Raw genomic sequence first — 19,025 nt, forward strand, 5'->3', positions numbered from 1 at the left:
TTGCCTTTTTCTCCGTATGCTTATGATGTTGGATTGGAAGGTGTTCATTTGGCATACTCAGCAGCGCTTAATCTATACAGGAGATGATGAGAAAGTTTATGATCAGCCGGGATTTTTGGATGAGCAAAATCACCATTTACATCTCGTTTTAACCCTATTTTTTCCATAACTCTTAAAGACCTAACATTTACAGGAACCGTAAAAGAAACGATTTCTTTTAGACCGCACTGCTTAAATCCGTATTCCAAGGAAGCTTTGGCGCCTTCTGTCGCATATCCTTTGCCCCAAAATTGGGACCCTAATCGCCAACCCACTTCAACTGCAGGGGTAAATAATGCTTCCCAAACAGTGTAGTTAAGGCCGATAAAGCCCATTAATTCGCTAGTTTCTTTTAAGCAGGCTGCCCATAATGTATAACCGTGCTTATCTTGGTGCTGGTTCACAGCTGGAATAAAGTCATTAACTTGTTCCATTGTTAGTGGCCCACGCAATAACTCAATCACCTTTGGATCTTGGTTGATTTGAAAATAGGGATCTGCATCCTCTTTATTCCAGGTTCTTAAAATAAGCCTTTCTGTTTCAATAATGGTTGTCATATAGCCTCGTTATATTTCATATTCAGTTTTGCACCTAGAGCATTTTGCTAATCACTTTCTCTACAAAGAAAGTGTAGGCTTCTTCGAAGTCCCATCTATGTTCAACTTATTTTTTCTACCACCCCTTAGTTTTTTTCTGCTCGCGCCGCTTGTAATATTTTCACCATCTCTTCAAACGTTGGCTTTTTTACACCAGTTAAACGACGAAACTCATCTGCTGCTAACTTGTTTATCGTTTCCCATCTCATTGATCGTATCCACCTTTAATTTTTAAATAGCTATTTTGCTAGATTAAATACGGTTTGGAAGGAACTCTAATATTTAAAAAGATCAATAGCAAGTAATTCAGGAATGGATACTTTTTAAATAGCCGGTGCTAACTACGAAATCTTGAGTGGGCAGGCCATCTAAGGAAGACAGTCCAGGGTTTCTCCTTTGGCAAACAACTATGATCTGGCAGCGGCAAATTTAAAAAGCCCTTGAAGAATACAATGTTTCTCATGCTCAGTTCGTGATTATGGCGACGTTGATGTGGTTTGAAGCTCATGGATATGATACGAACCAGATCCTCATAGTGAACTGGTCTAAGCTTGACAAGATGACTGTATCAAAATCTCTTAAAAGCTTGTTCAAATGGAGCTTGTAAATCGCATAGAACATGAAATCGATACACGCGCCAAGAGCGTCTCGTTCACCGAAAAAGGGAAAGAGATGGTGCGCACGTTAGTGCCTATTGTGGAAGGGATTGATAGTACTTTTTTTAGCAAAGCATCTCATAAGGAACAAAAAAGCCTTGTGCAAATTTTGGCGAAATTAATCGCAGATACCACAGATGAATAAGACAACAAAATTCTGGATTGGTGCTGCTTGCAAAGAGCATGTGGAAAACGGCGTTAAGCTTGATATTTGCCAATTTTGTCACAGCAAATCTGCTCCTGTTAAACGATTATCACGTGGTGATTTCGTAATTTATTACTCGTCTAAAATAAATATGGCAGGATCTGATCTCTATCAAAAATTTACTGCAATTGGCGAGGTCATTGATGATGAACCCTACCAAGTAGATATGGGAGGTGGATTCAAATCATTTAGGCGTAATATCAATTATTTTGAGGCAAAGCACATTGATATCAAACCGCTTGTGCCGTTGTTGCCCTTTATCAAAAATAAAAATTCGTGGGGCTACGTTTTCCGCTATGGGTTTTTAGAAATCGACCTAGAGTCATTTGAGATCATCGCTAATGGCATGATTGGGTTTATCCATTATTAGATGAAGATGGTCGGCCATGCTAATAAAATCTGATCTTAAAGACGGATAAATCGTCAGATGTTTACGGGATGCGTACTTTTATTATTGAATAGATTTTAATGAATAAAAAATATCAAATATTCGTTTAATTGATCTAAATCAAAAAGCTTCTACAATCTGCTGCTTAAGTTAGCACTTTAATCTTCGCTTTGTTAAGATACCATTATCTTAAACCGATGGTGGGTATATCGTATTTTATGAGTCATTTCTTCATTCATGGTTCAGCTGGGATGCTTGAAGCAACTCTAGATACACCTAAAAATTTCACTTGTCGAGATAAAAGTGTCGTGATTTGTCACCCTCACCCATTGTTCCAAGGCACAATGAATAACAAGGTCATCACAACCATTTCACAAGCTTTTAATAACCTTGGGATTGAAGCATTACGCTTTAACTATCGTGGTGTGGGAAAAAGTCAAGGAAGTTATGGTGGTGGCGACGGTGAACTTGAGGATGCGTTAAGTATTATTGACCATATTCATCAAAATAAACCAAACCAAAAAATTATACTTGCTGGCTTTTCATTTGGTGGTGCTGTTGCTTACAAGGCTGCAATGCGAAGGGAAGCGGATGTTTTAGCACTTTTAACCATTGCGCCAGCAGTGGTAAACTTCCCCCTATCCAATTATCCTGAGCCAAGCATGGCATGGTGCTTGGTTCAAGGAATAGATGATGAAGTGGTCAGTTATCATGAAGTCTGTAAATTTTTTATTAACCAAACTTCTCATGATGCAACCTTAATACGTTTAAATAATGTTGGTCACTTTTTTCATGGTCAACTTGTTAAACTTAGAAAACAGATCGAAAGATATTATCAACCAAGGGTTTCACAATGGTAAACGAAATTGATATTCAAGCAATTAAAAACTATTTATTGTCACTTCAAAATCAAATTTGCAATACTCTACAACAGATTGATGGCAAAAGCTTTCACGAAGATAATTGGCAATATACAAATGGTAATGGAGGGGGGTGCACCCGCGTATTGGAAAATAGCAATGTTATTGAAAAAGGAGGCGTTAATTTCTCGCACATCGAAGGTAGTGAGCTACCTAAAGCTATATTAAACATGAAACCTAAACTTATAGGTTATTCATTCCAAGCTATGGGTGTATCGCTTGTTATTCATCCTCTGAATCCTTATGCACCTACTTCGCATATGAATGTGCGTTTTTTCTTTGCTGAAAAAGAAGGTTGTGACCCTGTATGGTGGTTTGGCGGGGGGTTTGACCTTACTCCTTATTATGGCTTTAAAGAAGATTGTGTCCACTGGCACACAGAGGCATTTAATGCTTGCCAAGCATTTGGTAAGGACGTCTATTATCAATGTAAAAAGCAATGTGACGAATATTTTTATTTGCCACATCGCAAAGAATGTCGCGGAATTGGTGGTTTGTTTTTTGATTATTTAAATCAATGGGGATTTGAACGCTCTTTTGAATTTATGCAATCGATTGGCAATCACTATATCAAGGCCTATGCCCCGATTCTTGCTAGTAGAAAAGATACGCCGTATAGTGAAAAACAACGCGATTTTCAGCTGTATCGTCGTGGGCGCTACGCAGAATTTAACCTTGTCATTGATCGAGGTACACACTTTGGCTTGCAATCAGCAGGGCGTACTGAATCAATTCTTATGTCCTTACCACCACTTGTCAAATGGGTTTACAATTATCATCCTAAGCCTCACTCTGAGGAAGAAAAACTCTATACTGATTTCTTGCCAATTCGCGATTGGCTAGCCGAAAATGCTTCACTGCAACAATAAAAGTAATAAAAAAACACGACTTTAACGCATTTTCAATATTTATCCTGTAGCCTTTAAGATTGAATACATAATAATCAAAATTTTCTTGCCTTTCTACATTTCTTTTGTTGTAATACTTGCCAGCGGTTAAAACGCAATTATTTTTGTTTTAACTTGCATTCACAACCAAACTTTTCCATATTTACTGGTTAAGTCAATCACAAGGAGTATTAGATGTTAGATTTTGACCTTGAATTAACACAATACACTCAAACTATACAAGAGAAAATTGCCACTGAGCAAAAAGATGCCTTAATGCGGAACGTTTATGTATTAAACGATGATTTCACGCCAATGGAATTCGTAGTTGACTTGATTCAAAACGTTTTTAAACTCGAAACAAGACATGCTGAGCGTGTGACAATGGAAGCACATTTTAAAGGTAAGGCGTTGTGTGGCAAATATCCCAAAGATTTGGCTGAAACTATGGCATGCAAAGCAATAAGTATTGCCAAACAAGCAGGTCATCCTCTTATGGTAATTACAAGTCGCTCCTAGTTATCAATTAAATTCTGTGCACTTAACGTATTTATACCAGTCCGTAAACCCCGCGGAATTAAATCCCATCACGATTAAAAATAAATTTTCCTCTACTTTGATTGATAATTCATTATCGTTTTTTTAGATTCGAGTTTTTTTGTGCCTGTAATTCGTCTATTATAAATATAAAGATTAAGGAACATAAATAATTACAGGTGTAGTATGCTAAGTAAGGAACTCGAACAAACATTAAATCAAGCATTTCAGCATGCAAGGGACTTACAACACGAATACTTAACGGTGGAGCATTTGTTAAGTGCGTTAATTGATAATGCTGATGCTAAAAAAGTGCTCCGGGCTTGTGGTGCAAACTTATCTGAACTTAAAACTTCTTTAGACGTTTTTATTCAGCAATCTACACCCAAAATTACTGAAGAAGGTAAAGATACACAACCAACGCTTGGTTTTCAACGTGTATTACAACGTGCAGTTTTTCATGTCCAATCTTCAGGTAGAGGGGAAGTTAACGGCTCTAATGTACTGGTGGCAATATTTAGCGAGCAAGATAGTCAAGCAGTCAGTTTTTTAAAACAACAAAATGTTACACGTCTTGACGTTGTAAACTATCTTTCACACGGTGTTTCTAATAGTAACAGCAATCAACAAACCCAACAGTCAATCGTAAACCCTACTGATGAACAAAGAGAAAAAACGCCACTTGAATTATATGCTGTTAATCTTAATCAACGTGCTAAAGAAGGTAAAATTGATCGCTTAATTGGTCGAGACTATGAAGTTGAGCGTGTTACTCAAGTCTTATGTCGCCGCCGTAAAAACAACCCTCTTCTTGTTGGTGAAGCAGGAGTGGGTAAAACTGCAATTGCCGAGGGCTTGGCTAAAAAAATTGTTGATAAACAAGTGCCTGATGTCCTTGCAAATGGTACGATTTACTCACTTGACATGGGTACGCTTTTAGCCGGAACAAAATACCGTGGTGACTTTGAAAAACGCTTTAAAGAAGTTCTAAAACAACTTCAAGAAGAAGAAGGTGCAATTTTATTTATCGATGAAATTCACACAATTGTCGGTGCAGGAGCGGCTTCTGGTGGAGTTATGGATGCGTCAAATCTTATTAAACCAGCACTTGCCTCAGGCGATTTAAAATGTATCGGTTCAACCACATATCAGGAATATCGTACGATTTTTGAAAAGGATCATGCGCTTGCCAGACGTTTCCAAAAAATCGACGTTGAAGAACCAACAATTGAGCAAACCTATGAAATTTTAAAAGGGCTTAAGCCTTATTTTGAAGATCACCACAACATCAAATATACACTACCTGCTTTGCAAGCTGCAGCTGAACTATCAGCAAAGTATATTACCGAACGATTTTTACCTGATAAAGCCATTGATGTCATTGATGAACTAGGCGCTTATCAACGTACCAATGGTCATACCAAAAAGAAAAAACTCATCAATGTCACGGACGTTGAAAACATGATCGCACGACTTGCACGCATCCCTGCCAAAACCGTCTCCACTTCGGATAAAAATGCGATGGCAAAGCTAGGAAAAGATTTGAAAATGCTAGTTTATGGTCAAGATCAAGCCATTGAAGCTATGGTTGATACAATTAAACTTGCTCGGGCAGGGTTGCGTGATCCCAACAAACCTTGGGGCTCGTTCTTGTTTTCAGGTCCTACAGGTGTTGGTAAAACCGAAGTCACCCAACAACTTGCTAACTTACTTGGTGTTGAATTATTACGTTTTGATATGTCTGAATACATGGAACGCCATACAGTTTCTCGCTTAATTGGTTCACCTCCTGGATATGTTGGCTATGAAGAAGGTGGATTATTGACTGAAGCGGTAATGAAGCATCCTTATGCAGTTGTTTTGTTAGATGAAATCGAAAAGGCACACCCTGATATTTATAACCTGCTACTACAAGTCATGGATCATGGTACACTGACAGACAATAATGGACGCAAGGCAGACTTTAGGAATATTATCTTGGTCATGACAACCAACGCAGGAGCATTTGAATCTCAAAAAAATTCAATTGGTTTTGCTAAACAAGATAATGCACCTGATAGTATGGAGACGTTAAAACGGATATTTACACCTGAATTTAGAAATCGATTAGATGCTATTATCCAATTTGCGCCACTATCAAAAGAAGATGTTAAGTCTGTCGTTGATAAATTTCTTGCTCAGTTACAAGGTCAACTTGATCACAGAGGCGTTTCACTTGAAGTTGATGAACAAGCCAAAGAGTGGTTAGCAGAACATGGTTACGATGAAAAAATGGGCGCTCGACCTATGGCACGTTTAATTCAAGAAACGATTAAAAAACCACTTGCTGAGGAAATTTTATTTGGTAAACTCGCTTCTGGAGGACGTGCAGAGCTTACAGTCAAAAAGAATAAACTTGCGTTTACTTATAGTTAATTTTAGTGGTTTACCTCAACACCTTTTCAACGCTTAACACTAAATGAACTTAAATACTTTAAGAATCTATGCACTAATAGTTGCTTTTTGCCTTGACTTGTAATTTGTTTATACGCTTGATCAGTCACATAAAATGTATCCTCAACTCTATGGGCCGCGGTGTGAATGCGTGCACGAATAATATAAAGGTGATGCGTTTCTAAAAAATAGCAAAGTGCTGCTAACAAACCAGGACGATCAGCGCATTTCACGATGATTTGCGAATATGTCTTATGCTTTGGACTTAAGATTTGTACTTTATTTTTGATGCGCTTTAACGTGCTTGTTGCCAATGCTTGACCATGATTAGGATGATAGCTTACTTTGTTAACGATTAAGGCACAATCAAGATGCTGTTTTAACCATTGCAGTGTCGTTGGTTCCTTTAATGGTACGTGATTTAGATCTGTCAACGTAAACTGGTAAAGCATAATCTTATTTGGTAATTGGAAAAAGCTTGCATCTGTAATATTAATATTTTCCTTGTATAAGACATAACAAATAGAAGATAAGTCAAGTGAACTTATTGGTGCTAGAATTAATAGCATAGATTGCTGTAATTTTTCATTAAACTGGCAAAAAAACTTCACGATTTGATCAGCACAATTATCTATCTCCTGAGTTATGATATTACTTTGCCATGTTAAAGCAGCAGTAGACTGTTCAGTAAAATAGCGAGCAGGTAACGCTTGCCATACTTCCTTAATATAGATTTGTTCGTTTTCACCTAACAAACTCAGTAACTTTAACTGTATTTGTTTAACCTGTTCTTTAACCGTAAGCTTCACCAATTGACCAAATTGATGACAAATGTTTTGGTAAAAATTAATAAACATGGTTTGCTGCCAATTTGTCCATAGATTGCGATTAGTGCCCTGAATATCAGCAATCGTTAATAAAAATAGGCTGTCCAAATAATATTGGCTCTGACAAAATAATGCAAATTGACGAATAACTTCGGCATCAAAAATATCTGTTTTTTTAATTGCACGTGAAAAAGCCAGATGATGTTTAACAAGCCAAGTGACAAGGTGCATTTCATCTTGTTTAAGCTGCCATAAATGTCCATATTTTTGAATTAAACGTGCACCAAATTTAGAGTGATCAACGCCACTTCCCTTGCCAATATCATGAAATAAAGCAGAGATATATAATAATTTTGGTTCAGGATGACAAGCCATAAGCTTATATGCTAAAGGAAAGCTTAACTGATAAGCGTCAGAGTGCATCCGATAAAGGTTATTAATCACTTCTATCGTATGACGGTCAACTGTATATTGGTGATATAAATCAAACTGCATTTGCCCTTTGCTGCGCGCAAATTCAGGGATGATTTTTTCTATTAAACCAATATCCATCATGATACTCAATGCACTTTTTAGATTATGCTGTTGATTAAACAAATGTAAAAACTGCATTTGTAATGCTTGATGAGTAACGAAATTACGCTTATCCATAGCTTTAATAAGGCGCATGTTGTTACGTAGAATATTTCCATCCAATGCTTTAATCTGTGGATACTGACAAAAATAGCTAAAAGGTTCGATTAACTCAACTTCTCTTTCAGGATAGTTTATGCTTCTGTGTTTTAAAATGCCGTTATCAATCCGAAATTGCTCATTTAGCTGTGTATCGTTATTCTTAGCATATTGCGCAATCAATTCACCAAAAATAATACGATTGATCAGCTTAACGTGACGAATGCTGTTGTAATAATGCTGCATAAACTGCTCAATAGCTTTGTTGGTTTTTTTATGTTTAAAGCCGAAAAAGTGCGCAACCAGGAGTTGTTTATCAAGTAAAAGCGTGTTTTGCTCACGCTGATAGAGAATATGCAAATAAAAACGGATTGCTGAAAGCAATCGATGTGCTTTTGTTAGTGCATTTAGCTCATCTTGAGTAATATAGTTTTGCTCAACAAAGTAGCGCAAGGTTGCCATTGGATGGGTATAAAGCAATATCCAGTGAATACTTTGTAAATAACGTAAATTACCAATTGTATTTTTTATATCTGGTTGCTGATTGATTGGGTATTTATCATCACGTGCCCATTGTTCTTGATATTTTTTAGTGATGAAATCAGGAGCAGCTGGTAAATTTTCTTTAAGATCCACTTGCTGTTTAAATTGTTGAAATAAATCAAAGTCTCCACATAGAAAACGTGCATCTAAAATTGCTGTCAATAAATTCAAATCATTTTGCACATATTTAAATAAACTTATCAATGTATGTGTTGAATAGCCAATCTTAAGTGGCAAATCATGGAGTTCTTGAATAAAGTTAATAAGCTTTAAATCGTTTAATGCTTCATCACTTTTTGCCAAAAATAATAAATCCAAATCCGAAAAAAGCGCTCTATCTTGGCGACCATAACCACCAATGGCAATAACGGCGATGGCTGTCAAATTTGGATAATACTGAAGGATAAGCTTATCAATGCTTTTATTGTAAAGCAGTAAGGTTTTATAAATCGAGTGCTTTTTCTTTAAAAACTGTTGACTGACATCATCAATAATGGCTTGACATGCTTGTTTTAACATTTTGCTTTAGGCACTTATGGTCGATATGTACCATAAATGTAACACGTTAAATAGCAACCTTGAACTAAAGATTTTCATAGGTTCAATATTATAGCACTTATAGATTAGTAAATATACTTACATTCTTAGCTACTCTAAATTTCCGTCACTTCTTCAGTTTCTACAGCCAAAAACTCACACATATTATCAAATTTATGTTTAAGTGATGTAAATGTATCTGATTTAACGATAACTTTTGCTGCAATATCTCTTAGGTTTCGTGAGGTCGGAAGCAGATCACCAACTTTTACTAAATGATCAATCTTATGCTCAGCTACATGGGAAGGGACATTTAATTTCGTCACACGCCCTTTTTGATAAGGTAGAATCCCGCTAAAACAATAATGTTTTACCTCTTGTGCATAATCCATATCAGTAAAGTTTGTTAATAACTCCAAATTTAATAAATTAACACCAAATGCCTCTTTATACATAGGTACAATAATGGCACCTGGTGTCCTGGCTGCAACCTCCAAAAAGACAACTTCGCCCGCCTGAGTGATAAAAAATTCTAAATGCGCTGCGCCATCTGAGTATGAAAATACTTTCATAACGGTATCGGACAGTGATTTCCCCAAGGCAAATTCTTTTGAATCCTCAGGAAGCGGCAAACTCAAAAGCGCTTTCCCATCTCTAAACTGACAGTTCGGCACACTGTATTGGCAACATACTTGGAACACAGCTTCGCCATTCTTGTAAATGCTATCAATATGATACAATGTCCCAGATATATATTCTTCAACTTCGTAGTGTGTAAGATTTTGAATTAAGCTTAATGCTTCAAAAAACTGCTCTTTACTATGTATTACACTAACTCCATTTGACCCAAAATCCGCTAGTGGTTTGATGACAAAAATATCCCCAACCATGCTAGTGATGCGCTGATAGCTTTTTTCTATATCACTATTGTCGATTAAATCTGATGCCTGAAAGAATCTTGGCACTCTAACATGATGCTCATCAAGCTTCTGTTTCATCTTAACTTTATTTCTAAATAATTCAGCCTCCTCTGGCTTTAAACCTTGGACACCATACTTTGCTCTTAACTGAGCTACTGGTAATAAATAGTCTTCTGATAAGCACACAAACCTAACATCATTGCGATTATATTGTTTTAGTATGTTTTCTAACTCAAACTCAATATCACTATAATTTAGATATTCCGAAGCAATATTTTTGCTGGATAGAATTTTTATATTCTCATGTGCAAAACGATTTCGTGTCAACGCCAATTCATTTATTGAAACCACAAAAACATAATCAAGGTCTAGCTTCCTATTGATTTCATCAAGTTCATATGACTGTAATTTTGTATAAGTATTGAAAAAAACAGCTAATTTTCTCATCTTTTCAGTATCCTTTTATAGAGTTTAACAAAATAAAACAAAACGCGCATAGGCAGCCAACTGTCAAGCATAGGCTCCATAGTAATGATGGGGAAATAACGTATAGTTTTGTGCCTACAAGTGGAGCAACAAACCCTGCTGCAGAAAAGCTTAACTGATAAATGCCAATGGTATTTCCTTTCTTGTATGGGCTGGACCTTAACATGTAAGGCAACAGCGCAGGAAATAATATCATTTCACCAAATGTCCATAATACACACAGCAGTAACGCGATGTATATATTGCTAATCAAAAGCGTCAAGCCGATTCCAAAAGATAATAACAAAGCACCTACAAAGCAAGTTGTAGATAACGTTTTTTTGTCAAAAAAATGACCTACTGGAATTTGGCATACGACAATTATTATCCCGCTAAACGCAAATATCAGTGAAACATCCGCAGCAGAAAATAGCCCATGACTGCTTAAAAAAATTGGATAGGTTGTTTGATTTTGATTAAAAATTATCATCATCACGAGCAACAGCAGATTTAGAAATACGAAAGCAAACAATCCGCTATGTTTTTGAGTCTGAACAGAACCATTTGATGCTTTTGGTGCTTTACACGGAGGAAAGCCCAATGAGTAACCAATATTTAAAGCTACTCGCCTGTACGAAAGCAAGGACATTTCCTTGATAACATGTTTATACTCTAAAAGTGCTATGATAGATGAAGGACGAAAACCACTATTAAAAAAACCAATGGCAAACAGAATAAAGCAAAAACCAAGTATATGAGACTGAAATGGGAGTAATATAAGCGATATTACATTACCAAGTAAGGAGATGATAATGATAGATTTAGCTGAAAATATGTCCGAACATATGCCTCCCAAGTACCCTCCAATAACCGAGCCTATGCCAAAGCACGAAATCATGATACCAATGCTGTCTGTGCTGTAGCCATAATCATGAAAGTAAAGCGTTCCCACAATAGTGACTAATTGGATCATTGCATTGAAAAAAATCAATGTTAATAATAGGTATATCTGTTTAGGTAACCCTAACAAACAATTAACCATTTTACGCACAGCATGCATGATTAAATACTCTATGATTTTCTTTGCCTAGTCTTCGCATACCCCAAATGGTGCAGCGATAATTTCATCTGTGGGAAGATGATCAAAAACAAAATATGGACTTGCGCGATCAATCGATTTTTGATTAGCAAATATATCTAATAATCGGTCTGGAAAATTTTGATACGCTGTTTTTCTCAATTGTTGAATATAGTTACAGTTTCCTGATGGATCATAGCTTAAACCCTCTAGTGATTGTTTAAGGATAGTTCTTTCTTCACTTAATAAAATAATTTTATTTTCCATAGTTGTACAACCTCATAAATTACTGGTCTTAAGCACTTTTAATTGCCTCCTATCGAATAAACATATATATAAGAATAATTGATATGATGCGCTTTAAAAGCTAAAAGAAACTGTATCTATAGTCAAGGAATTTTGTAAAAATTTTGAATTTTATGTATCTAATTATTTTTAATCATATCAAATAACAATATTCATTTTACACTCAAAAAAACTCAAGCAAATGTGATAAAAACAATTTACGTACACGAAGAAAAATATGCATATGTTAATTCATGACCAACAACAGGGTAAAGCACACCCGTCAAAGCAATTGATGGTCCAAATGGAATTAAAAAATGTTTTTTGCGCTTGATAAGACTCAATAAAAGCGCAAACAAAATACCTAAAACAGCACTCACCAAAACAATAAACAATAAGCTTTGAAAGCCAAACCAAGCCCCTAAGGCTGCCATTAATTTAAAGTCACCGTAACCTAGACCTTCTTTTTGCGTGATAATTTTAAAAATCCAAAATGTAAACCACAATGTCCCATAACCAATAGCCGCACCCCACAATGAAAAAACAGGAGTTGTAAATACATAAAAACTATTTGCTAATAATCCAATCCACAGTAAAGGTAAAGTTAAAACATCAGGTAATATAAAGTGTTTAAGGTCAATTACAGTAAGCACAATTAGAAAAAAACATAATATTGAAAGCAATAAACTAAAGGCATTTATACCAAAATGCCACATAATGAAGAATACTAAAGCGCCACTTAATATTTCTATAGTTGGATAGGTGAAAGATATTTTATAATGGCAAAAGCGACATTTACCACGTAAAAAAATAAAACTTAAAATCGGGATGTTATGCCACGCTTTTAATGGTGTATGGCAATGTGGACAAGCTGAGCGTCGATTTAGGTTTTCTGTTGGGTGATTTTCAGCGTTTGGTACTTTGATCCCCAAAACTTGCGATGCTTCCTGATGGTATTGTTCATCAAGCACCTTAGGTAAACGCAAAATAACCACATTTAAAAAACTACCAATACAAATAGCAACTATCGTAATTATTATAAGCATGATCGGGGAGTTTGCCAAAAAGTCCATGATTTTCTAATCCAGTTTGTTTTGCTTAAGTGTACTCGAAAATAAAGAATATGAACTATTTTTTGTTATGATATACGATAATTTTTTAGTAAAAACCAGACTTTTCATTTATCTGTATAAGTTTTTCATAGCAACTAAAACGTGTTATGATCTGAGCTTAAGTCAAATAATAAAAATCAGGCGCATGCAACCTTTTTCATTGTCTAAGTTACTTACGAACGTCCAAACAAAAGATCGCAGTAAACTCATTACATCTTTTAATCATTTATCCAAACGTAATGACGTAAATTATGAGGGTGATACATGGTCAAAGCTTATTAATGAAGTGAAGTATTCAGCACAAAAAGTACAAGCACGTATGGCACGCATACCCAAAATAAACTACCCAGATTTGCCCGTTAGTCAGCGTGTGACTGAAATTAAAAAGATCATTAACGATCATCAAGTTGTGATAGTTGCGGGTGAAACGGGTTCAGGCAAATCAACCCAACTGCCTAAAATATGCTTAGATTTAGGACTTGGAGCAAAAGGTTTAATTGGGCACACTCAGCCAAGGCGGCTTGCTGCACGCTCACTTGCCAAACGCTTAAGTGATGAAACTCAGATGACTATTGGGGAAGGTATTGGTTTTAAAATTCGTTTTAGTGATCAAACCAATGAAAATACTTTTATTAAGGTGATGACTGACGGAGTTTTATTAGCCGAAATTCAAAATGATAAATATCTGTCACAATATGAAGTTATTATTATTGATGAAGCCCATGAACGCAGTTTAAATATTGATTTTTTACTTGGACACATTTATCAAATTTTGAATAAACGACCTGATTTAAAACTTATTATTACTTCGGCAACCATTGATCAAGAGCGTTTTTCCAAACACTTTAATGCACCTATTATTGAAGTTTCTGGGCGGACTTATCCAGTTGAGATTCGCTATCAAGATCCATTGGAGTTTAATAATGACTTCTCGCAAGCTGAGCATATTTTAACAGCCGTACAAAGTTTAAACCACGAAAAACCTGGAGATATTCTTGTATTTTTAGCCACTGAGCGCGAGATTCATGATGCAGCAGAAACGCTAAGGAAAGCTCAACTGCGTCATACCGAAATATTACCTTTATATGCCAGGTTATCGAATGCCGAGCAAGATAAAATTTTTAATCCAAGTGGCGTTGGGCGTAGAATTATTTTATCGACAAACGTAGCAGAAACATCTTTAACCGTTCCGGGTATTCGTTATGTGATCGACACAGGGGATGTGCGTATGAGTCGTTATAGTTATCGCACTAAAGTGCAACGCCTACCAATTGAACCGATTTCACAAGCTAGTGCCAATCAACGCACTGGTCGTTGTGGACGAGTAACTGAAGGGATCTGTATTCGGCTTTACTCTGAAGAGGATTTTCTATCTAGAGCCCCGTTTACTGACCCAGAAATTGTACGAACTAACCTTGCTTCTGTTATCCTACAGATGGAAACCCTAAAATTAGGTAACATAGAAAAGTTTCCATTTATTGATAAACCTGATCGTCAATTTATTAAAGATGGTTACCGCTTGCTGCATGAAATTGGAGCAATTGTTGAACATAGCAAAAAACATCATGTTCAAATTACGCCTATTGGTAAACAAATTGCGAAATTCCCACTTGATCCACGTTTAGCTAAGATGCTCGTTAGTGGCGCCAAATTGAATGTACTACGTGAAATTCTGGTTATCGTGAGTTTCTTAAGTATTCAAGATCCACGTGAACGCCCACTGCAATTTCAACAAAAAGCAGATGAAGTACATAAACAAGATCATCATCAGGACTCTGACTTTCTGACTATTGTGAGTCTATGGCAACGCTATCACAATGAGACAAAAGATTTATCTCATCGGCTAACCCATGAATATTGCAAATTTAACTTCTTGTCGCCTTTACGCATGCGAGAATGGCGTGAGGTTTATTTTCAATTACTGATGTTAACAGAGACATTTAAATGGACGATAAGTGAGGTAGAATCCAATTATGCCTACATCCATCAAGCAATTATTTCTGGTCTTTTAGGACATATTGGTTTTAATTATGAATTAAAAGAATATTTAGGTGCCAGAGGGCTTAAGTTTCATATTTTCCCCGGTTCATCTCAATTTAAACGTACACCAAAATGGATATGTGCTGCTGAAATAACTGAAACGACTAAACTTTATGCACGCACAGTTGCCAAAATTGATCCCTTATGGCTTGAATCAATTGCTGAACATTTAACGAAAAAACATTATAGCGCGCCCTATTGGAGTCAAAAGCACAAAGCTGTTATGGCAAATTTAAGGATAAGCTTATATGGCTTGGATATCGTTAATAATCGCAAGGTACAATATGGAGAGGTTGATCCTATTATCTCACGCGAGTTATTTATTCGACATGCGCTAGTGTATGGTGAATTTAATACTCAAGCGGCATTCTTTAATCAAAACCTGGCACTGCTTAATGAAGTAGAAGATCTTGAACATAAAGCACGCAAAAGAGACATCGTAGTGGATGAACATACCCTTTATAGCTACTATGAGAAACTTATTCCAGAGCATGTCAATAATGGTGTTGTATTTGAAAAATGGTATAAGTCATTGTCTGCCCAAGAACAGCAAGCACTGATGTTTGAAAAAGTCGCCCTAATGCAACATGAAGCAGAAGATATTACACATATAAGCTATCCTGATTATTTTGATTTTGGCAAATTTAAGCTGCCTTTACGTTATCATTTTGATCCAAGTGCTGAGGATGATGGGGTCACGATGATCGTTCCACTTGTACTTTTAGATCAAATTGATGCACAAGCTTGTGACTGGTTAGTACCTGGGCTATTGGAAAATAAAATAGTTGCCTTGCTTCGTGCATTACCCAAAAATATTCGTAAGGCATGCGTCCCTGTTCCACACTATGCCAAAGCGGTTTTTGACGCAATTGATATCGATTATAAGCAAAATTTTTACGATGTACTGGTGTCCCAGCTTATTCGTATTACCGGGATATCATTTACTAGAAGTGTATGGCAACAATCTGAAATTGAGCCACATTTAAACATGCGTTATGAAGTAGTAGACGAAAATAGAAAGGTTCTTGCCACCGGGCGTGACTTAACACAAATTCGCACTAAGCTTAAAGATGTGGAAAGATCAACTATCCAAATAGCGAAAAAAACAGATCAGGTCTGCTATCAATCTTGGGAGTTTGATGATTTGCCAATTCTGCGTGATGTCAAACAACATGGTATTAACATCAGTGTTTACCCCTGTATTGAAGCAAAAGAAGAAGGTGTGGTTTTGGGTTATAAAACAACCTTGTTTGAAGCCGAAAAATCCATCAAAGAAGCAACCAGAAAGCTTTTAATGCTAGCATGTTCACATATCAACCGCACACTTATTGAATGTATTGGTCATAAGAAAAATCTCAATTTGTTGTTTAGTTTGATTAAGGAAACAAACTGGCAAGATGAGCTCATCGCGAAAGCTTATGATATAAGCTTTAATATTGATGATTCACCTCCTATTCGAACTAAAGTTGCATTTGAGCACATGTTCAACTTAGGTAGAGCCAATCTTGTAACAACGATAGAAAGCCTGTGCGATGATGTACATAGCTTAATGTTAAAATACCAAAAGCTATATAAAGTGGTTAATCGTAAAAACCTTCCTTTTGATTTGTTACCCCTGTATCAAGATGTGCAAAGTATTTTATCTCAACTCGTATATAAGGGCTTTATTTTACAAACACCTCATAAGTGGTTAAAGCGCATTTGTTACTATCTACAAGCCTTGGAAAATCGCTTAGAAAAAGCACCAAGAATCTCCCAGCAAGATAGGCAATATCAAATTGAACAGGAGGAGTTGAAATTTTTACTTAACCAAAAAATTCAACAAAAGGGGCAATCACACCTTGTTGATGCTCAAGATTTGCATTGGCTGATGTTAGAGTTATGGCTTTCTTGGTATGCCCAAGAGACTAAAACTATAGAAACAGTATCCACCACAAGGTTAAAAAAAAGAATTCAGATGCTTTAAAAATATACTCTTCTCCACTAGATTTCCCCACATCATTTTTTAGCCAAATGTTTTTTTGCTCGACAGAAGCTTTAATTTGATTCAATTCGTAAGATTAAAGCTTCATTGATTTAACGTGCGAAATTTTTCTTACTTATGTTATTATTCATCACCATTACATCCAAATAGAAATCTTAATATATGTCTAAGCAGAACAATACTCTTGGCGTGGTCATTATTACTAAAAATGAAGAAAAAAACATTAGTCGTTGTCTAGATTCCGTCAAATGGGCAAATGAGATCATCGTCGTTGATTCTGGTAGCACGGATAAAACAATTGAAATCGCAAAAGGTTATGGTGCTAAAGTATATCACCAAGAGTGGCTTGGCTTTGGATTGCAAAAAAATAAAGCCATTTCATACGCCACTAGTAGATGGCTACTTGCACTTGATGCTGATGAGTTGGTTTCTGATGAATTAAAACGTTCTATTTTGCAAGTAATAAAAAATAATCAACATGAAGCTTATAAATTTAAACGCTTATCTCAATTTTGCGGTCAATGGATAAAGTATGGAGATTGGGGACGTGATATCATTACTCGTCTTTTTAAACGTGAGTGTGCGCAATATTCAAGTGATATTGTCCATGAACGACTTATTACTCAAAATAAACCTCAGCTGATTAGTGGTACTTTACTGCATTACTCACAAGGCAGCATCAGTGACTCGCTTAGCAAACTCAATAGCTATAGTGACGCCACTTCAACTTTATTATTACAAAAAGGCAAATCAACTTCTCTCTTCAAGGCTTCCCTTCACAAGCATTGGACGTTTGTTAGAAGTTTTATTCTACGTTTAGGTTTTTTAGATGGTTCACGCGGCTATTTAATTGCCAAGCTTTCTGCCTATGGTTCATATTTTAAATATGTCAAGCTATGGGAGAAACAACAAAATGAAAAATAATACAACTTATCAAGACCTTATTTCTGTTATTGTTTCAACTTATAACTGGCCAGCTGCTCTAAGGCTTGTTTTACTCGCTTTAAATAATCAAACCGATCGAAATTTTGAAGTTATTATTGTTGATGATGGTTCAACAGAAGACACAGAAAAAATGATTGATGCGTTTAAACCAACAGCTAAGTTCCCACTTAAGCATTTATGGCAGGAAGATGAAGGGTTTCGTCTTTCGAGGGCGCGAAATTTAGGTATCAAAAATGCAAAAGGAGCGTATATTATATTTCTAGATGGTGATTGTATTGCCCGACCTAACTTTGTTTCCAATCATCGCATCCTTGCACAACAAGGATATTACGTTGCTGGAAATCGCGTTTTACTTAGTCAGCCATACAGTCAACGGTTATTGGTTGAACAACAAGACATTTCACCAAAATGGCTTAGCTTTTGGTTGATACAACGATTGCGTAAACGTATCAATCGTTGGCATACTTTATTTACATTCAACTTAAACAGTCGTTTTCGTTATAAAAATATAACTGCATGGAAGAAAGCTAAAGGTTGTAATATGGCCTTTTGGCATCAAAACTTACTCGATGTTAGTGGTTTTGAAGAAAAAATATCAGGATGGGGCTATGAAGATTCCGACTTAATGATTCGCCTTATTAATAAGGGAGTCAAACGCAAATCAGGCTATTTTGCAACAACGGTATTACATCTTTGGCATAAAGAGGCAGATCGCTCGCAAGAACCTAATAATCTCAAGCTACTAAATGAAATTAAAAATAGTCAAAGGACGAAAGCAAAACAAAGCCTTTTACAGGAAGAAAACAGGTAAATATTTTTGTTATTAAAGTGTATAAGTTTAGACTTGACCTGACAGTTGCCTATTTTTCAAACGCGATTTTTGTCAGATATGGTTGAGCAATTCAACCTTCTCTTGCCAGTGCGTTTTCCCATCAGTAAAAGTTGCTATTGGTGTT

Annotated in this window: 15 protein-coding genes and 1 pseudogene; 9 read left to right on the forward strand and 7 right to left on the reverse strand. The window is 36.1% G+C overall.

Annotated elements, in window-relative coordinates; all coding sequences use genetic code 11:
* Window positions 1-44: 44 nt before the first annotated feature.
* The gene (locus DNJ77_RS05015; protein WP_116963897.1) at window positions 45-596 is read right to left on the reverse strand and encodes a GNAT family N-acetyltransferase; all 552 of its coding nucleotides are present in this window, start codon (window positions 594-596) and stop codon (window positions 45-47) included.
* A 93-nt stretch (window positions 597-689) separates the two neighbouring features.
* Window positions 690-844, reverse strand: a pseudogene (locus DNJ77_RS10095) (IS5/IS1182 family transposase); the annotation flags it as partial.
* Between the two features lie 385 nt (window positions 845-1,229).
* Between DNJ77_RS10095 and DNJ77_RS05020 the strand changes: the two are divergent.
* The 6 genes from DNJ77_RS05020 to clpA all read left to right on the forward strand — a co-directional run bounded on the left by DNJ77_RS05020 (window position 1,230) and on the right by clpA (window position 6,643).
* Window positions 1,230-1,436 (forward strand): MarR family winged helix-turn-helix transcriptional regulator, encoded by a 207-nt coding sequence (locus tag DNJ77_RS05020; RefSeq protein ID WP_116963898.1) that lies wholly within the window; start codon window positions 1,230-1,232, stop codon window positions 1,434-1,436.
* Entirely contained in the window at window positions 1,429-1,866 is a 438-nt protein-coding gene (locus tag DNJ77_RS05025; protein ID WP_116963899.1) for an EVE domain-containing protein, read from the forward strand. The genes DNJ77_RS05020 and DNJ77_RS05025 overlap by 8 nt, the downstream gene beginning before the upstream one ends.
* Before the next feature lie 236 nt (window positions 1,867-2,102).
* Complete coding sequence (locus DNJ77_RS05030) at window positions 2,103-2,744, forward strand: alpha/beta hydrolase (RefSeq protein ID WP_116963900.1); 642 nt, start codon at window positions 2,103-2,105, stop codon at window positions 2,742-2,744.
* On the forward strand, window positions 2,738-3,673 hold the full coding sequence (gene hemF / locus DNJ77_RS05035; RefSeq protein ID WP_116963901.1) for an oxygen-dependent coproporphyrinogen oxidase: 936 nt from the start codon (window positions 2,738-2,740) through the stop codon (window positions 3,671-3,673). The genes DNJ77_RS05030 and hemF overlap by 7 nt, the downstream gene beginning before the upstream one ends.
* A 213-nt stretch (window positions 3,674-3,886) precedes the next feature.
* Window positions 3,887-4,210 carry an ATP-dependent Clp protease adaptor ClpS gene (locus DNJ77_RS05040; protein ID WP_204723365.1) on the forward strand — a complete coding sequence of 108 codons (324 nt, stop codon included), beginning with the start codon at window positions 3,887-3,889 and terminating at the stop codon, window positions 4,208-4,210.
* A gap of 204 nt (window positions 4,211-4,414) precedes the next feature.
* Window positions 4,415-6,643 (forward strand): ATP-dependent Clp protease ATP-binding subunit ClpA, encoded by a 2,229-nt coding sequence (gene clpA, locus DNJ77_RS05045; protein WP_116963902.1) that lies wholly within the window; start codon window positions 4,415-4,417, stop codon window positions 6,641-6,643.
* Window positions 6,644-6,669: 26 nt separating this feature from the next.
* Here clpA and DNJ77_RS05050 read toward each other — a convergent pair whose 3' ends face one another.
* The 5 genes from DNJ77_RS05050 to DNJ77_RS05070 all read right to left on the reverse strand — a co-directional run bounded on the left by DNJ77_RS05050 (window position 6,670) and on the right by DNJ77_RS05070 (window position 13,034).
* Window positions 6,670-9,222: a [protein-PII] uridylyltransferase family protein gene (locus DNJ77_RS05050; RefSeq protein WP_116963903.1), complete on the reverse strand. Its 2,553-nt coding sequence runs from the start codon at window positions 9,220-9,222 to the stop codon at window positions 6,670-6,672.
* 134 nt (window positions 9,223-9,356) lie between these two features.
* Window positions 9,357-10,607, reverse strand: a complete 1,251-nt coding sequence (locus DNJ77_RS05055) for an ATP-grasp domain-containing protein (RefSeq protein WP_116963904.1) — start codon at window positions 10,605-10,607, stop codon at window positions 9,357-9,359.
* Window positions 10,608-10,611: 4 nt separating this feature from the next.
* Window positions 10,612-11,685, reverse strand: coding sequence for an MFS transporter (locus tag DNJ77_RS05060; RefSeq protein ID WP_116963905.1), 1,074 nt, complete (start codon window positions 11,683-11,685; stop codon window positions 10,612-10,614).
* A gap of 27 nt (window positions 11,686-11,712) precedes the next feature.
* Complete coding sequence (locus DNJ77_RS05065; RefSeq protein WP_116963906.1) at window positions 11,713-11,970, reverse strand: hypothetical protein; 258 nt, start codon at window positions 11,968-11,970, stop codon at window positions 11,713-11,715.
* 236 nt (window positions 11,971-12,206) lie between these two features.
* Window positions 12,207-13,034 carry a prepilin peptidase gene (locus tag DNJ77_RS05070; RefSeq protein ID WP_192877937.1) on the reverse strand — a complete coding sequence of 276 codons (828 nt, stop codon included), beginning with the start codon at window positions 13,032-13,034 and terminating at the stop codon, window positions 12,207-12,209.
* A gap of 226 nt (window positions 13,035-13,260) precedes the next feature.
* Between DNJ77_RS05070 and hrpA the strand changes: the two genes are divergently transcribed.
* The 3 genes from hrpA (at window position 13,261) to DNJ77_RS05085 (ending at window position 18,880) form a co-directional block, all read left to right on the forward strand.
* Window positions 13,261-17,106, forward strand: coding sequence for an ATP-dependent RNA helicase HrpA (hrpA, locus tag DNJ77_RS05075; RefSeq protein WP_239986752.1), 3,846 nt, complete (start codon window positions 13,261-13,263; stop codon window positions 17,104-17,106).
* 180 nt (window positions 17,107-17,286) lie between these two features.
* Window positions 17,287-18,048 carry a glycosyltransferase family 2 protein gene (locus DNJ77_RS05080; RefSeq protein WP_116963909.1) on the forward strand — a complete coding sequence of 254 codons (762 nt, stop codon included), beginning with the start codon at window positions 17,287-17,289 and terminating at the stop codon, window positions 18,046-18,048.
* Window positions 18,038-18,880 (forward strand): glycosyltransferase family 2 protein, encoded by an 843-nt coding sequence (locus DNJ77_RS05085; RefSeq protein ID WP_192877938.1) that lies wholly within the window; start codon window positions 18,038-18,040, stop codon window positions 18,878-18,880. The genes DNJ77_RS05080 and DNJ77_RS05085 overlap by 11 nt, the downstream gene beginning before the upstream one ends.
* Window positions 18,881-19,025 lie beyond the last annotated feature (145 nt).

Source organism: Fastidiosibacter lacustris, assembly GCF_003428155.1.
In the GTDB taxonomy this organism is placed as follows: domain Bacteria; phylum Pseudomonadota; class Gammaproteobacteria; order Francisellales; family Francisellaceae; genus Caedibacter; species Caedibacter lacustris.

What these genes read in the sequence shown, in the direction of transcription:
- DNJ77_RS05070 (WP_192877937.1), bottom strand. Translation starts at nt 13,034, where the DNA reads ATGCTTATAATAATTACGATAGTTGCTATTTGTATTGGTAGTTTTTTA.
- DNJ77_RS05065 (WP_116963906.1), bottom strand. Translation starts at nt 11,970, where the DNA reads ATGGAAAATAAAATTATTTTATTAAGTGAAGAAAGAACTATCCTTAAA.
- DNJ77_RS05060 (WP_116963905.1), bottom strand. Translation starts at nt 11,685, where the DNA reads ATGCATGCTGTGCGTAAAATGGTTAATTGTTTGTTAGGGTTACCTAAA.
- DNJ77_RS05050 (WP_116963903.1), bottom strand. Translation starts at nt 9,222, where the DNA reads ATGTTAAAACAAGCATGTCAAGCCATTATTGATGATGTCAGTCAACAG.
- DNJ77_RS05025 (WP_116963899.1), top strand. Translation starts at nt 1,429, where the DNA reads ATGAATAAGACAACAAAATTCTGGATTGGTGCTGCTTGCAAAGAGCAT.
- DNJ77_RS05020 (WP_116963898.1), top strand. Translation starts at nt 1,230, where the DNA reads ATGGAGCTTGTAAATCGCATAGAACATGAAATCGATACACGCGCCAAG.
- DNJ77_RS05030 (WP_116963900.1), top strand. Translation starts at nt 2,103, where the DNA reads ATGAGTCATTTCTTCATTCATGGTTCAGCTGGGATGCTTGAAGCAACT.
- DNJ77_RS05015 (WP_116963897.1), bottom strand. Translation starts at nt 596, where the DNA reads ATGACAACCATTATTGAAACAGAAAGGCTTATTTTAAGAACCTGGAAT.
- hemF (WP_116963901.1), top strand. Translation starts at nt 2,738, where the DNA reads ATGGTAAACGAAATTGATATTCAAGCAATTAAAAACTATTTATTGTCA.
- DNJ77_RS05080 (WP_116963909.1), top strand. Translation starts at nt 17,287, where the DNA reads ATGTCTAAGCAGAACAATACTCTTGGCGTGGTCATTATTACTAAAAAT.
- DNJ77_RS05055 (WP_116963904.1), bottom strand. Translation starts at nt 10,607, where the DNA reads ATGAGAAAATTAGCTGTTTTTTTCAATACTTATACAAAATTACAGTCA.
- clpA (WP_116963902.1), top strand. Translation starts at nt 4,415, where the DNA reads ATGCTAAGTAAGGAACTCGAACAAACATTAAATCAAGCATTTCAGCAT.
- DNJ77_RS05040 (WP_204723365.1), top strand. Translation starts at nt 3,887, where the DNA reads ATGTTAGATTTTGACCTTGAATTAACACAATACACTCAAACTATACAA.
- DNJ77_RS05085 (WP_192877938.1), top strand. Translation starts at nt 18,038, where the DNA reads ATGAAAAATAATACAACTTATCAAGACCTTATTTCTGTTATTGTTTCA.